Below are 14,372 nucleotides of genomic sequence, written 5' to 3'. Positions count from 1 at the left end.
ACAGCGCAGACGGGGCTCGGACTGGTAAACTCTCTCTAACTCCATTCCGATCCCTGATTCTCTGCGCTCGGAGACCGCGGCCTGCTACACGGTAGCGACCCATCAGTAGGCCAGCCCGTGGAAGAGGCCGATGGACCATCCTGCACACAGCTCCGAGCCTGAGACCGAACCCGACACCCAGGCCGGAACCGAGACCACCAGCTCGCGGCCGGCGGATCCCGAGGTCCGGTGGCAAGGCCCTCTGGAGCGTCTCGGCCGCAGGCTGGTGCCGACACCGGAGCTGGCCCGCTGGGCGGGATGGGGTCTCGCCGTCACGGCGACGGTCTGCGGTGCGCTCATCGGCATCGACCTCGGCACCGGGGGCTCCTTCGGCGACCACCTCGCCGGCCTGCTGGTGGGAGCGCTGGCGGGCTGGCTGCTGGCCCGCCTGGGACAGCTGACCCTCTACCTCGTCCTGGCGCTGCCCCGCTGGTTCTCGCTGCTGGGGCTGGGCGCCGTGACGCCGCTGGCGGTGATCGTCAGCTTGTTGCCGCTGACCCTGCAGCAGCGGATCCTCCTGCTGGTGGCGGTAGCGCTGGTGGAAGGCTCCCTCGCCGCAGCGCTGGGCTATTTGCTGCACACCCGTGGCCGCCCCTTCGACCGCCGGCGCATCTCCGCCGCCGTGGTGGTGGTCCTCACCCTGGCGGCGAACCTGGCGCTGGTGGCCTGGCTGCGCTGGCCCGGAAGTGGTGATCATCTTGCGGCAGCACCGCCGGCCCAGGGAACGGCGCACCAGGGACCGGCACCGCAGGTCCCCGACCCTTCCCGCCCCGGCGACCGGGAGGTCCGTACGCTGACCTATGGCAGTGGCCTCGACACCCGGCGCCCGGAGCTCGGCCCGGAAGCAACGCTGCTCACCCCCACCGTCGACGCCACCCCCTTCGCCCGTCTCCCGAAGGGCTGGCGTGGGCGGGTACGGGAAGCCATCTGGGGCTTCGACCTGGCCCACGTGCCGCTGGCGGGCCGGGTCTGGTATCCCACCGGAGACACAAAGGCACCGCTGGTGCTGATGGTCCACGGCAACCACTTCATGCTCGATCTCTCGGACCCCGGCTACGCCTACCTGGGAGAGCTGCTGGCCAGCCGCGGCTTCATCGCCGTGTCCATCGATCAGAACTTCCTCAACGGGTCCTGGCTCGGCAATCTGGACGAAGAGAACGACGCCCGCGGCTGGCTGCTGCTGGAGCACCTGCGCCAATGGCGGCGCTTCCATCGGGAGCCCGGCAATCCGTTCCACGGTCGAGTGGATCTGGAGAACGTCGCGTTGGTGGGCCACTCCCGGGGCGGCGAGGCGGTGGCGGTGGCGGCGGCGTTCAACCGGCTTCCCTTCTATCCCGACGACGCCACCGTCGCCTTCGACTACGGTTTCTCCATCCGCAGCCTGGTGGCCATCGCCCCGGTGGATGGGCAATACCGGCCCGCCGGCCACCCGGTGCCGCTCCGGGACCTGAGCCTGCTGGTCCTCCACGGCGGTCACGACGCCGACGTTTCGAGCTTCGCCGGCCTGCGATTCTTCCACCGGCTGGAGCTCGGCACCGGCGGCGAGGACCGCTTCAAGGCCGCCGCCCTCGCCTACCGTGCCAACCATGGCCAGTTCAACAGCGTCTGGGGTGCCGACGACGTCGGCTGGCCCAGCAACCTGCTCCTCGACCGGCGCTCGTTGCTGGCGCCGGAAGAGCAACGGCAGATCGCCCGCCTCTACATCTCCGCTTTCCTCGAAGACACCCTGCACGGCGACCGGCGTTACCGGCAGCTCTTCCGCGATCATCGCTGGGCCGGCGAGTGGCTGCCCCGGGATCACTTCCTCACCCGCTACCAGGACGCCTCCTTCCGCCCCCTGGCGACTTTCGAAGAAGATCTGGATGTGACCACCGGCAGCGTCAACGGCGTGCGCCTGGCGGGCTCTGGTCTGGCGGTGTGGCGGGAGGAGGACCAGGGATTCCGCCGCCGCGGCAACCGCCGGGATCACGGCGTGGTGCTGGGCTGGCGGCGCTCGGAGGAAGGCTCCCCCGCCGCCTTCGAGCTCCGCCTCGGGCCCGGTCACCCCCTGACCGGCCAGCTGGCAACGGACTCCCGGTGGGTTTTCTCCATCGCGGCCCTCGACGAAGAACCGCCGAAGGACTCGCCAGAGGCATCTCCCGACACGGCCGACGAGGAGCAACAAGAGCCTCTCGACCTGACGCTGGAGTGGGAGGATGCGAGCGGCGCGCTTCGGCGCCTGGCCCTCAGCGAGATCCGGCCGCTGTCGCCGGTGCTGCCGGTCAAGGTGACCAAGCTCCCCGACGAGATGCACGCCTACGGCGCCGACCACCACACCATGCTGCAGACCTACGAGGTGCCCCTCCAGCAGCTTCTCGGAGCGGATCTCTCAGCACAGAACCTGGCGGCACTGCGATGGGTTTTCGACCGCAGCCCTAGCGGCGTGGTGCTGTTGGACGACATCGGCTTCGCTGGGTTGTCTTCTGGGGAATCTGGGGCAGGGGTGGAGCCCCCTCAGCCCGGCGGCAACGCCGGGGGCGGATCGCCGGAGTCCTCCTCCGAATCCTCCTCCACCGGGGTGGCGGTGACATCCCAAACCTCGGGGGACGACCGGTCCTGAGACCGCGGGCGGAATCCCCCACCGTCCATGGTCACCCGTACCGAGCCCCGCCGCACCGCTCGCTCCAGCCGCCGCCACAGCCAGGCCTTGATCACCCGCCGGGTCGCCGGAACCAGGCATAGGAAGCCCAGGGCGTCGGTGAGCACCCCGGGGGTCATCAACACCGCCGCCGCCAGCAGCAACACCACGCCATCCACCAGCGACCCCGCCGGCAACTGCCCGGCGGCCATCTCCTTCTGGATGGTGCGCAGCACTCCCAAACCCTGGTGGCGCGCCAGGGCGGCGCCCAAGAAACCGGTGAAAATGATCAGCGCGACGGTAGGCAACGGACCAATGCGGCGGCCGATCTCGATCAGCAGCACCAGCTCGACGGCGGGTACGACGATGAACAGCCCCAGCAGACGCAGGAACACGGCGCGGCTCGCTCCCTTCTAGTCCCTGGAAGCTTCCGCCGCCGGAGCAGACGGTGTTCCCTCGGATGGGGCTGCCTCGGATGAGGGTGCCGCGGATGCGACCACCACAGGCTCCAGCGGCTCTTGCCCCAAGAGTCGGGCGATCCCACCGCCGAGGGCATAGGTGGCGAAGGCCCACAGCAGCCCCACCAGCACCGCCAGCACCAGGCCGCTCCACAGCGCCCCGCCGGCCCCGGCGGCGCTCAGCTCCTCAAGCTTGAGCAGCACGTCGTCGCCGCGCAGCAGAGCGCTGCGGGAAGCCTCGGACCAGGGCGGCATGCTGGTGGTGAGGATCGAACCGATCTCGTAGGCGTCGCCGGTGATGGAGGTGAAGGGCGCCAGAGCAAAGGGCACGGAGGCTCCGAAAGCCAGCGGCGACGCGGCTCGGGCGGCTCGGCGCAGCCACCACACCCCGGGGAGCAGGGTGAGCAGGAAGGGGCCGAAATCCGTCGCCAGATAGACCAGGTCGCTACCGCCGGTGTCGAAGCCCGAGAGCCGCCCAGCATACTCACCACCGGCGGTGACCCAGGGAATCCAGGCCGCCAGCAGCCCGCCGCCGTAGAGCGGCGAGACCTCCAGCTCCTGCACCGTGCCGCCGGCGGCCAGGCAAGCCAGGGCGTGGAGTAGCTCATGGAGGGGCACATAGATCCACCACCCCGCCGCCAGCCCCACAGCCACCTTCAGCAGCGCCGGCATACCGCCGCCGAGGCAGTGGTCGAGACCGTGGAAGGCGTCGAGGAAGGGACGGACGAAGAAGGCCTTGAGACGCTTCACCGGGTGAGGAACTCCTCCAGCAGCTTGCCAGCGATCTTGAGGAAGTCGCGCTCGGTGATGATGCCCACCAGCCGGCCGTGATCCACCACCGGCAGGCAGCCGATCTTGTGTTGTTTCATCAGCTCGATGGCGTCGAGGCTGCTGGCCTCGGGGCCGACGGTGATGACCTCCTTCTGCATCACGTCCCGCACCGCCGTCGGCGTCGTCCGCGGGTCATGGCCCTGGGCCAGCAGCCGCAGCAGGATGCGGTGGGTCATCAGGCCCACCAGCCGGTGCTGATCGTCCTCCACCGGCACGTAGCGGATGTGCTGCCAGTCCATCATCGACGCCACCAAATCGATGACCTCGTCGGCGTTGACGGTGAACAGATCGGTGCTCATCAGGTGGTGGACCTGGGTGTAGTGCTCCTTCCAGACGTTGGCCTCTTCCAGCCGCGCCGGCTGCCACCGCGCCACCGGCAGGCCTTCCTTCTGCCGCGACAGGGTGGCCTGGGTGAGAGAGGCCATACGCTCTCCGGGGGTGCCCTGCTGCTTCATCGCCGCCAGCGAGGTGAGGGCCCAGCGGGCTCCGGTCTGGGCCTTGTCGACCCGCTCCTCCACCACGCCGAGGAAGCGGTCCGCTTCGTCGCTGTCGATGCCCAGCGCCCGCAGGCCGTCGTGGGCCAGGGGCAGCAGCACCTCCCGGGCGAGCACCGGCACCGGCGTCGGCCGGCGCCCGGGCCACTCCAGGTGGGCGTCCAAGCCCTGGCGGGCGGCGGCGATGAAGTTCTCCTTGGCGACGTCGAAGTCCATATGACGGGAAATGTCCTTCATCTCGTCGGAGAGACCACGGATGAGGCCGAACCAATAGGCGGCGTTGGCCACCTCGTCGAGCACCGTCGGACCCGAGGGCAAAATCCGGTTCTCGATGCGCAAGTGGGGGTGACCGTTGCTGATGCCGTAGCACGGGCGGTTCCAGCGGTAAACCGTACCGTTGTGCAGCCGCAGGGCGGGAAGCTTGGGCGGCCGGCCGGCGGCCAGCTCGGCGAACGGATCCTCCTGCACCTCGGTGCTCAGCAGCACCCGGAAGCGGGCGATGTCGGCGCGGAAGATTTCCAGCACCGAGTTGTCCAGCCAGCGGTCCCCGAAGCTCACCCGCGGCTGCACCTGGCGCAAATGGGATTTGGCGCTGCGAGTGTCCACCGACTGCTGGAAAAGAGCGATGCGGGTCTCCCGCCACAATCGCTTGCCGAAGAGCATGGGCGAGTTGGTGGCCGTCGCCAGCACCGGCGCGGCCACCGCCTGGGAGATGTTGTAGAGGTGAGCGAAGTGATCCGGATCGACCTGAAAGTGCACCTGGAAGCTGGTGTTGCAGGATTCCAGCATGACGCTGTCGTGGGTCAGCGTGAGCTCGTCCACGCCCTCGATGTTGAACTCGAACTCACTCCCCCGCAGGCTTTGGATCGCCCGCGCCAAAGCGTGGTAGCGGGGCACCGGCGTCATGTTCTCCATCGCCATGTCCGGCTTCACCAGGGTCGGCAGGATGCCGGTGAGCAAGACCTCGGCACCGTGGGCCGCGGCGCCCTCCCGGGCCTTCGCCAGCAGCGTGTTGAGCTGCTCCTCCAGCTGGCTCAGGCAACGCCCCTGGAGGTCGATGGGATCGGCGTTGAATTCGAGATTGAACAACGCCAGCTCGGTGGTGAAGTGGGGGTCGTCGATGGTCTCCAGCACTTCCAGGGCCTTGGGCACCGGTCGGCTGGTGTGATCGACGAGGAAGAGCTCCTGCTCCGCCCCGATGCGGCTCTTGCCGGACTCGATGACGCCCTGGTCGAGCATCTGCTCCAGAGCCCGCACGTCGTCCAGAAGACGACGCATGAATCGCCGCTGCTGCTCGTTGTCGGTGTCCTTGCGAACCTCTTGCTCACCCATGGCCCTCTCCTGACCTCGACACCCTGAACGCCGGGCTCACCGCCACGGCGGACTCTTCTTCTCGTCCGCCGTGAGGATATCCGAAGCGGGTCCTCCGCGGCAGGGCTGAAGGCCGCCGCGGGGAGACCGGGAACGGGTCAGCGGGCGGCTTCCTTGAGCTCCGACACCAGATCCTGAAGCATCTGCTTGGCGTCGCCGAAGAGCATCAGGTTGTTGTCGTATTCGAAGAGCTCGTTCTTGATGCCGGCGAAGCCGGGGCTCAGCGAGCGTTTGATCACCATCACCGTGCCGGCGTGGTGCACCTCGAGGATCGGCATGCCGTAGATCGGGCTCGCGCTGTCCTCGGTGGCAGCGGGGTTGACCACGTCGTTGGCCCCCACCACCATCACCACGTCGGTGTTGCGGAATTCGGAGTTGATGCGCTCCATCTCATAGAGCTGCTCGTAGGGCACGTCGGCCTCCGCCAGCAGCACATTCATGTGCCCGGGCATGCGGCCCGCCACCGGGTGGATGGCGTATTTGACGTCACAGCCCTGGGCCGCCAGCAGATCCGCCATCTCGCGCACGGTGTGCTGCGCCTGCGCCACCGCCAGGCCGTAGCCGGGAACGATGATCACCGAGGACGCCGCCTCCAGCACCATTGCCGCCTCTTCGGCGGAGCACGACTTGACGTTGGTGTACTCCGAAGCGCCGGCGCTGCCGCCGGTGCTGTCCTCGGCGCCGAAGCCACCGAAGAGGACGTTGGCCAGCGAGCGGTTCATGGCGGCGCACATGATCTGGGTGAGGATCAGGCCCGAAGCGCCCACCAACGCGCCACTGATGATCAGCACGTTGTTCTGCAGCACGAAGCCGGTAGCGCAGGCCGCCAAACCGGAGTAGGAGTTGAGCAGAGAGATGACCACCGGCATGTCCGCACCGCCAATGGGAATCACCAGCAGGACGCCGAGTACCAGGCAAGCGGCGGTGATGCCGAGGATGATCGTCGCCATCAGGGCCGGATCGGTGACCACGGAGGCGAAGTACACGCCGGCGCCCAAGGAGCCCAGCACCAGGAGACCGTTGACCACGTGGCGCCCGGGCAGCAGGATGGGCTGGCCGGAGATGCGCCCCTTGAGCTTGAGATAGGCCACCAGACTGCCACTGAAGGTGAGGGAGCCGATGAGCACCGAGAGCACCGTGGTGTAGGCGGTAGGTGCCTGCATCAAGCCGGAAACGGTCTGGCCGCCGGTGCCGCCCTCGCGCTCGAAGACCATCAACCAGACCACCGACAGGGCCACCAGCGCCGAGGCGCCGCCGCCGCTGCCGTTGAGCAGGGCCACCATCTCGGGCATGGAGGTCATGGCCACCCGCAACGCCGCGATGGCGCCCAGGACTCCACCGATCACCAAGCCGACGATGAGCCACAGCGGGTGGATGATGTCGATGTCGATGAGGGTCGCCAGGATGGCGATGAGCATCGCCGTCGACGACAAGAGGTTGCCCCGGCGGGCGGTGCGCACCCGCGTCAGCCCCTTGAGGCCGAGGATGAAAAGAACCGCCGATACCAGGTACAGGATCGGCACCACGGAGGAGGTCAGATGGCCGCTCATTTGGCTTTCTTCTTCTGGCTGAACATTTTCAACATACGGTCGGTGACCAGGAAGCCACCCACCACGTTCATGGTGGCAAAGATGATCGCCGCCAGGCCCAGCAGGCTGCTGATGTCCGAGTTGCCCTCCCGAGCCGCGATCAGCGCGCCCACGACCGTGACACCGGACACGGCGTTGGCGCCGGACATCAGCGGAGTGTGCAGAGTGGGCGGGATCTTAGTGATGATCTCGAAGCCGACGAACATGGCCAGCACGAAGACATAAACACCGACGAGCAGTGCTCCCATCATGATGATTCTCCCTCCAGCTGGGCCGCCACCGGCCCGTTGGTGACCTTGCCCTCGTGGGTGAGCAACGAGCCGGCGAGGACCTCGTCCTCCAGGTCGAGGTTGAGCTTGCCCTCCTCGATCATCAGGCGGATCAGCGCCTGCAGGTTGCGCGCGTAGAGGGTGCTGGCGTCCTGGGGCATGGTCTGGGCCGGGAGGTTCGAGGGACCGAGGATCAGCACCCCGTTCTCCATCACCTCCTCATCCTGCTTGGACAGCGCGCAGTTGCCGCCCTGGGCCACCGCCAGATCGACGATTACCGCTCCCGCCTTCATCCCCCGCACCATGTCCTCGCTGATCAGCATGGGGGCCTTCTTGCCCGGCACCAGGGCGGTGGTCACCGCCACGTCCGCTTCCGCCAGGCGACGCTTGACGATCTCCCGCTGCTTGGTCAGAAAATCCTCGGTCATTTGCTTGGCGTACCCGCCCTCGCCTTCGCCGGTCTCTTCCATGGGCAGCTCGATGAACTTGGCCCCCAGGGATTCCACCTGCTCCTTCACCGCCGGCCGAATGTCCGAGACCTCCACCGTCGCGCCCAGGCGCTTGGCGGTGGCGATGGCCTGGAGGCCGGCGACGCCGGCGCCCATCACCACCACCCGGGCCGGCGGAATGGTGCCGGCGGCGGTCATCAGCAGCGGGAAGTATTGGGGCAGCCGATAGGCCGCCAGCAGCACCGCTTTATAACCGGCGATGCTCGCCTGGGAGGACAGCGCGTCCATGCTCTGGGCCCGGCTGATGCGCGGCACCAGCTCCATGGACAAGGAAGTGACCTTGCCCGCGGCCAGCTGGCGGACGGCGTCGAGATTGTCGAAGGGTGAAAGCAGCCCGATGAGCAGCGCTCCTTCGCGCAGCCGGCCGATTTCCTCGGCGTCGGGGCATTGCACTTTGAGCACCAGATCCGCCTCCGCCCAGGCCGCTGCCGGGTCGGTGGCGATAAGGGCACCGGCGGTGCCGTAAGCCTCATCGGAAAAGCTGGCCGCCGTGCCGGCTCCGGCTTCGACGGTAATCTCCAGCCCGTCGCCGACGAGATGCTTCACCGTTTCGGGGGTGGCGGCCACGCGGGTCTCCCCGGCGCGCCTCTCCTTTGGTACGAAGACTTTGACCATGGGATTTGGATCCGTCCGTTCGGTGATGGAAAGAAGCAGACGATTCAGAGCTTTGGAAGTCGCAGGCATCCTATCCAGCCTCGGAATGGGATGCAAGGCGACTGCAACCCTGGACGCTGTGATCCGTTCAGAATGCAGCCCGGCGACAATGCGAAGGGGTAGGTTAGACTGAGCTCGCAGATTTTCCCCACCCGCCAGTGACGACTGCCGGTGACGATTGCCGAGGAGGCCTCATGACCCCACGCTCCATGACCCAGCGTTCCGATTCCATCCGCTCCGCCGCCAAGATTTGGGCAGCGCTGCCGATCCTGGCTCTGGCTCTGTTGCTCTTGCTCGCGGCGGCCTGTGGCGGGACGCCGGAGGGTGGAGAGGACGGCGCGGAGGCGGCGCCGGAAACCCGCTTCCTGAGCCTCGGCACGGCGCCTCCGGGAGGCGCCTTCTTCGTCGTCGGTAGCGCCCTGGCGGAGGTTCTCGATCGCCACCACCGGGAGGACGGCTGGCGGGTGACGGCGGAGGCCACCAAGGGCTCCCAGGAGAATATTCGCCGCCTGGCCCAGGGGCAGCTCGACCTGGCCCTCTCCAACGCCGCCATCACCTACTTCGCCGTCCGCGGCGAGGGCGGCTGGGATCGCGCCTATCCCATGCGCTCGGTGGTCACCCTGGCACCCAACGTCGCCCTCTTCATCGCTCCGGAGGGCTCCGGCGTCCGGAGCATTCAGGATCTGCGGGGCAAGCGCGTGGTGGTGGGCCCCGCCGGCGCCGGCTTTGAGTATTTCATCCGGCCGCTGCTGGAGGCCCACGGCGTCACCTACGACGACTTCACCCCCTTGAACGCGCCGCAGTCGGCGGCGGTGGACATGCTCGCCGACGGCTCCGCGGCGGCGGCCTTCCTCGGCGGCGCGGTGCCGACACCGTCCATCGAGCAGGCCACCACCACCCAGGACATCACCTTCGTGCCCTTAGATCCGGCGGTACGGGAGCAGCTCATCGCCGACTATCCCTTCTTCCGGCCGGCGGTGATCCCGGCGGGTACCTACGCCGGCTTGGACGAGGATTACCAGGGGCTGGACGTGGGCTCCATGCACGTCATCGTCGCTGAATCCGCTCCCGAAGAATGGGTCTACCAGGTCACCCGCACCCTCTACGACCAGCGGGCAGAGGTGGCGGAGCGCCATCCCGCCGGCCGCGCCATCAACCCCAACAACGCGGTGCGGGACACCGGCACCCCCTTCCACCCCGGCGCCGAGCGCTACTATCGCGAAGCGGGGCTGTGGCCGACCGACGAGGGAGCCGAGGAGGGGATGGGCGAAGCTGAAAGCCCCGAAGCTGATAGCTCTCAGACTGGGAATCCGCGAGAAAGCGGCTCGCAGGAAGGCTCCTCCTGATCGCTCCCCGGACCGCCGTCGAGCTCCACGCCAAGCCATGACCACATCGAGCCCAGCGGCGGACGAGGGGGCTTCTCAGCCCCACGATCCTCATCCCGAGCCTTCCAAGCCCCAGACTCCAGAGGCTCGGACTCCAAAAGCCGGCGGTGGCGGCTCATGGGCGGCCTTCGGCCAGCGGCTGATCCTGGCGCTCTCGGTGGTGCTCTGCGTCTTCACCGTCGCCGAGGTCAACTACCCGCACCTGACTCCCCACGGCCAGCTGGCCATCTTCACCGGCATCGGGCTGGTGCTCTGCTTCCTGCGGGTGCCCGCATCGAAGAAGCTGGCCCAAGAAGGCAGCTCCGCCGCCCGGCTGCTGCGCTGGCTCGACCGCTTCCTGGCAGCGGCCTCGGCGGTGGTGTGCGGCTACGTGGTGGTGCAAAGCGAGCCCCTGTTCCGCAGCCTGTGGTCCGGCGGCATCGACCTGGGCAACCGGGCCGGACTGGAGACCGGTCTCGACTACGCCGTGGGTGCCGCGGGCCTGGTGCTGGTGCTCGAGGCCACCCGCCGCACCATCGGCATGGCGCTGCCCATCCTGGCGCTGCTCTTCCTCGCCTACGCCGTTCTCGGTCCGGATCTGCCCTCGTGGCTCTTCCCCCACCGCGGCTACGAGCCGGGGCGCATCGTCGCCCAGACCTTCCTCCACAGCCAGGGGGTCTTCGGCACCGCCCTGCGGGTGATGTTCACCTACGTCTTTCTCTTCGTGCTCTTCGGAGCTCTGCTCGAGGTCACCGGCGCTACCGCCTTCATTCTGCGCTTCGCCCGGCGAGTCTTCCGCCGCAGCCCCGGCGGCGCCGCCAAGGTGGCGGTGCTCTCCAGCGGGCTGATGGGGTCCCTCTCCGGCAGCGCCGTGGCCAATACCGCCACCACCGGCACTTTCACCATCCCCATGATGCGCAGCTCGGGCCTCAAGCCCCACGTTGCCGGCGGCGTCGAGGCGGCGGCGAGCTCCGGCGGTGCTCTGGTGCCTCCGGTGATGGGTGCCGGCGCCTACATGATGCTGGAGATCGTCACCCCGCCGGTGACCTACCTGGAGATCATCCGAGCGGCGCTGATTCCGGCGGTGCTCTACTATCTGAGCCTCTTCCTCATCGTTCACTTCCGCTCCCGGCGAGTCGGGGAGAGGGCGGATTCGGAGGTCAGCCTGCCGTCCGCTCCGGCTTTCGGCGGCGTGGTCTTCGGCGGCGCCTTCCTGGCCCTCATCGCCTTTCTGCTGCTGGGCTACACGCCCTTCCGCGCCGTCACCCTGGCGCTGGTGGCCATCGTCGTCCTGGCCCTCTGCCACGCCAGCACCCGCCTGCGGCCCGGGGATCTGGTGGCGGCCCTGGGCAAGACGGCCAAGGACATGTTGCCCCTCATCGCCGCCGCCGCCTGCGTCGGCATCATCCTCGGGGTGGTCACCCTCACCGGCGTCGGCACCCGCCTGCCCGCCGCCATCCTGCCCCTGGCTCAAGAGAGCCTGCTACTGGCCCTGGGGGCGATCATGATCTCCTCCATCGTCCTCGGCATGGGGCTGCCGTCGGCGGTGTGCTATCTGCTGCTGGCCACTCTCATCGGGCCGGTGCTGGGGCGGTTGGGGGTGGTGCCCCTGGCGGCGCATCTATTCATTTTCTATTTCGGCATGATGTCCATGGTGACGCCGCCGGTGGCCCTCGCCGGCTACACCGCCGCATCCATCGCCGGCTCGGGCATCTTGCGCACCTCCTTCGCCGCTTTCCGCTTCGCCCTGGTGGGCTTCACCCTGCCCTATATGTTCGTGTTGCGCCCCCAGCTGCTGATGCTCGAATCCAGCGGCGAGCCCGCCTCGGTGTGGACCATCGCTCCGGCGGTGCTCCTCGCCGTGCTCGGTATTCTGCCCTTCGCCGCGGGCATCGCCGGCTACTTCCTGCATCGCCTGAGCGCCGTCCAGCGCGGGCTTTTGCTCGTCGCCAGCGCTCTGCTGCTGATCCCCGGCCCGGAGTTCGTCCTGGCGGGCATCGCGGTGCCGACGCTGGCGATCCTGGGGCTCGTTCTGCTGATCGTTGTGACAACCTGGAATTGGCGCCAAACTCAGAGTGACGGAAGCTATGATCGTGGATAGAACTGCAAGAGGATCGAGGAAATGGCCAATACCGTAGAAGAGGAAGTCGCCGGACTCACCGTCGTCATCGACCGGGAGAGCTGCATCGGATCCGGAGCCTGTGTGCGGGTCGCTCCGGAGGTGCTGGAGCTGGACGACGAGGATGTCGTCGCCTTCACCGAGGACTTGGAGGATCAGGAAGTCGAGCGCGACCAGATCGTCGAGGCCTGCCAAGTCTGCCCGGTGGACGCCCTCACCGTGCTCGACGAATCCGGCGATCAGTTGGTCCCCTGATCCAATAAAAAACGATCAGCACCCCCGCTCCGGATTCCCCGTCGAGAAAAGGTTCTCCAGGGCGGGAGGTGCTGATCAACTGTTGGGCTCAGCGACCGGCGCGGGAGCGCTGGCCGCCGAGCTTCGAGACTTTTATGGGCAGGTGGCGAAGGCGCGGGTGTCCTGGATCGGCTGGAACGCCGTGCGCACCGGATTCTGGTAGACCATCACCTGGCCGGTGACGGTGTCTTCCACCGTCAGAGTGACCTCGACGTTGGTCAGGCCACCGGCGAAGACCCAGTAGAAGTCATTGACCGGGCAGCCGTCCAGGACCTTCACCACGACCTCGACGTTGGACGCGACGAAGAACCAGAAATAGCCGGTGTCGTCGGTCAGCGGAATGGCGCGCCCGGCACCGCTCTCACCGTCGGGAGTGCGCCAGGTGGTGCGCACCCGGAAGCGGCCCTCGTTGAGACACAGGTCGGTGGCATTGGCGTCGCAAGGCTGACCGTCGGAGTCGTCGTCGAGAATCTGGACGGTGGCGGTCGACGGTTCGCCGACGGTGGCACCGCCGATGGGATTGCTCAAGGAGACGGTGAACGATTCGTTGCCCTCGCCCAGCACGTCGTCGATCATCGGCACGCCAAAGCTCTTGGGACCGTCCTCCCCGTCGAGCCAGGTGAGGGTACCGCTGGTCTGGTCGTAGTCGGCCCCCTCCAGAGCGGTACCGTCGGCGGTGGCGTAGTCGATGGAGACGTCACCGTCCGAGCCACCGCTACGGGTGAGGGTGATCATCGCCTGCTGGGAGCTCTCCACCACGTTGTAGGACGTCGAGGTGAAGGCGATACTGCCCATGGCGTCCTCGTCCTCGACCACCACCAAGCCGCTCATCCCTTCCCCGCCGGGGCCACCGTGGACCTCGCAATGGTAGGGAAAGGAACCGGGCGTGTTGAAGGTGAAGGAAAAAGTCCAGGGCGCCGGTGAGGGATCACCGCTGCGGAAGCTACCGTCGTCGGCGTTGACATTGTGAGTCCCCTGGACGTTGGTCCAGGTGACGGTGTCGCCGGGATTGATCACCACCATGGGCGGATTGAACAGATTGCTGGAAACGTTGATCTCTACATCCGCGGCCTGGGCGTCGGCGGCGACGAGAAGCGAGCTGAACAGCAGCGCAAAGCTGCACAATAGTCTGGAACCAATCGATCTCGGGTCAAAACGCATGGGATTCTCCTAGTCGTTACGGTCTGCCGACGCCGTCTTACGATGCCGGAGCCGGGGGCGTCCCGAGACTCTCGGGCGCAGCCTGCCGAACTAGGAGCAAGCCCTGTTCCACATGGCCAAGTCCCTTGTTTCAGCACCTCCAGCCGATCGACAGATTCCCCATGGGGCCGCGGAGAGGCAGCTTTTACAATTCTCCCGGGGCAAAACTGCAAGCCGCCGATGGTACACTCTCGCCTCGCCCGCCCGGAGCCTTCCTCCCCGCATCGCGCTACCATTCGCCAGACCCCGACGGCTTACGGACAGCGGCCGAGCCAATGCCCGGATCCAATGCCCGGAGCCAGCGGCCTGAATCAGCACGGAGAAGAATGCAGTGATCGATCTAGGAATTCGCCGCGAGGACAAGAACGAGTGGGAACGGCGCACGCCCCTCGGCCCCCTACACGTCGAAGAGCTGGTGCGCGAGCGCGGACTGACGGTAGCGGTACAGCCGGCGCCGCGGCGCATCTACAGCGACGAGGAATATCGCCGTGCCGGAGCGCTGGTGCAGGAAGACCTCAGCGATTGCCGCATCATTTTGGGGGTCAAGGAGATCCCGGAGGAGCT

Annotated in this window: 12 protein-coding genes; 5 read left to right on the top strand and 7 right to left on the bottom strand. The window is 67.5% G+C overall.

Translation table 11 applies throughout. The features are described from left to right. The first annotated feature begins 130 nt into the window (after positions 1-130). Positions 131-2,638 carry a hypothetical protein gene (locus SX243_03515; GenBank protein MDY7092018.1) on the top strand — a complete coding sequence of 836 codons (2,508 nt, stop codon included), beginning with the start codon at positions 131-133 and terminating at the stop codon, positions 2,636-2,638. Here the strand turns inward: SX243_03515 and SX243_03510 are convergent. From SX243_03510 to SX243_03485, 6 genes are all read right to left on the bottom strand, one after another. After that, complete coding sequence (locus SX243_03510; GenBank protein ID MDY7092017.1) at positions 2,533-3,051, bottom strand: FxsA family protein; 519 nt, start codon at positions 3,049-3,051, stop codon at positions 2,533-2,535. The two genes, SX243_03515 and SX243_03510, sit on opposite strands and share 106 nt — an antisense overlap. Before the next feature lie 18 nt (positions 3,052-3,069). Further along, positions 3,070-3,864: a hypothetical protein gene (locus SX243_03505; protein MDY7092016.1), complete on the bottom strand. Its 795-nt coding sequence runs from the start codon at positions 3,862-3,864 to the stop codon at positions 3,070-3,072. Then, on the bottom strand, positions 3,861-5,771 hold the full coding sequence (locus SX243_03500) for a glutamate-cysteine ligase family protein (GenBank protein MDY7092015.1): 1,911 nt from the start codon (positions 5,769-5,771) through the stop codon (positions 3,861-3,863). The genes SX243_03505 and SX243_03500 overlap by 4 nt, the downstream gene beginning before the upstream one ends. A 137-nt stretch (positions 5,772-5,908) precedes the next feature. Continuing rightward, complete coding sequence (locus SX243_03495) at positions 5,909-7,360, bottom strand: NAD(P)(+) transhydrogenase (Re/Si-specific) subunit beta (protein ID MDY7092014.1); 1,452 nt, start codon at positions 7,358-7,360, stop codon at positions 5,909-5,911. After that, entirely contained in the window at positions 7,357-7,650 is a 294-nt protein-coding gene (locus SX243_03490) for an NAD(P) transhydrogenase subunit alpha (protein MDY7092013.1), read from the bottom strand. Before SX243_03490 ends, SX243_03495 begins: the two co-directional genes overlap by 4 nt. After that, on the bottom strand, positions 7,647-8,792 hold the full coding sequence (locus SX243_03485; protein ID MDY7092012.1) for a Re/Si-specific NAD(P)(+) transhydrogenase subunit alpha: 1,146 nt from the start codon (positions 8,790-8,792) through the stop codon (positions 7,647-7,649). Before SX243_03485 ends, SX243_03490 begins: the two co-directional genes overlap by 4 nt. A 233-nt stretch (positions 8,793-9,025) precedes the next feature. Here SX243_03485 and SX243_03480 point away from each other — a divergent pair, with 233 nt between their 5' ends. The 3 genes from SX243_03480 to SX243_03470 are packed head-to-tail and all read left to right on the top strand — an operon-like array spanning position 9,026 to position 12,569. After that, a complete protein-coding gene (locus SX243_03480) occupies positions 9,026-10,177 on the top strand; it encodes a TAXI family TRAP transporter solute-binding subunit (GenBank protein MDY7092011.1) in 1,152 nt (383 codons plus the stop codon). Between the two features lie 37 nt (positions 10,178-10,214). Continuing rightward, positions 10,215-12,296, top strand: coding sequence for a TRAP transporter fused permease subunit (locus tag SX243_03475; GenBank protein ID MDY7092010.1), 2,082 nt, complete (start codon positions 10,215-10,217; stop codon positions 12,294-12,296). A 21-nt stretch (positions 12,297-12,317) separates the two neighbouring features. Next, the gene (locus tag SX243_03470) at positions 12,318-12,569 is read left to right on the top strand and encodes a ferredoxin (protein ID MDY7092009.1); all 252 of its coding nucleotides are present in this window, start codon (positions 12,318-12,320) and stop codon (positions 12,567-12,569) included. A gap of 132 nt (positions 12,570-12,701) precedes the next feature. Here SX243_03470 and SX243_03465 read toward each other — a convergent pair whose 3' ends face one another. Continuing rightward, positions 12,702-13,769 carry a Calx-beta domain-containing protein gene (locus SX243_03465; GenBank protein MDY7092008.1) on the bottom strand — a complete coding sequence of 356 codons (1,068 nt, stop codon included), beginning with the start codon at positions 13,767-13,769 and terminating at the stop codon, positions 12,702-12,704. 370 nt (positions 13,770-14,139) lie between these two features. On the opposite strand from SX243_03465, the gene SX243_03460 reads away from it, so the two are divergent. Next, positions 14,140-14,372: hypothetical protein (locus SX243_03460; GenBank protein ID MDY7092007.1), on the top strand; the 233-nt coding region annotated here is incomplete at its 3' end.

The organism is Acidobacteriota bacterium, from assembly GCA_034211275.1.
In the GTDB taxonomy this organism is placed as follows: Bacteria; Acidobacteriota; Thermoanaerobaculia; order Multivoradales; family JAHZIX01; genus JAGQSE01.
The sequence above is the reverse complement of the archived record's forward strand: the minus strand, read 5'-3'. Positions and strand labels throughout refer to the sequence as shown.

Bases quoted from the DNA above. Each gene is read 5' to 3' on its own strand.
- SX243_03515 (MDY7092018.1), top strand. From the start codon at position 131: ATGGACCATCCTGCACACAGCTCCGAGCCTGAGACCGAACCCGACACC.
- SX243_03500 (MDY7092015.1), bottom strand. From the start codon at position 5,771: ATGGGTGAGCAAGAGGTTCGCAAGGACACCGACAACGAGCAGCAGCGG.
- SX243_03495 (MDY7092014.1), bottom strand. From the start codon at position 7,360: ATGAGCGGCCATCTGACCTCCTCCGTGGTGCCGATCCTGTACCTGGTA.
- SX243_03490 (MDY7092013.1), bottom strand. From the start codon at position 7,650: ATGATGGGAGCACTGCTCGTCGGTGTTTATGTCTTCGTGCTGGCCATG.
- SX243_03485 (MDY7092012.1), bottom strand. From the start codon at position 8,792: ATGGTCAAAGTCTTCGTACCAAAGGAGAGGCGCGCCGGGGAGACCCGC.
- SX243_03480 (MDY7092011.1), top strand. From the start codon at position 9,026: ATGACCCCACGCTCCATGACCCAGCGTTCCGATTCCATCCGCTCCGCC.
- SX243_03475 (MDY7092010.1), top strand. From the start codon at position 10,215: ATGACCACATCGAGCCCAGCGGCGGACGAGGGGGCTTCTCAGCCCCAC.
- SX243_03470 (MDY7092009.1), top strand. From the start codon at position 12,318: ATGGCCAATACCGTAGAAGAGGAAGTCGCCGGACTCACCGTCGTCATC.
- SX243_03465 (MDY7092008.1), bottom strand. From the start codon at position 13,769: ATGCGTTTTGACCCGAGATCGATTGGTTCCAGACTATTGTGCAGCTTT.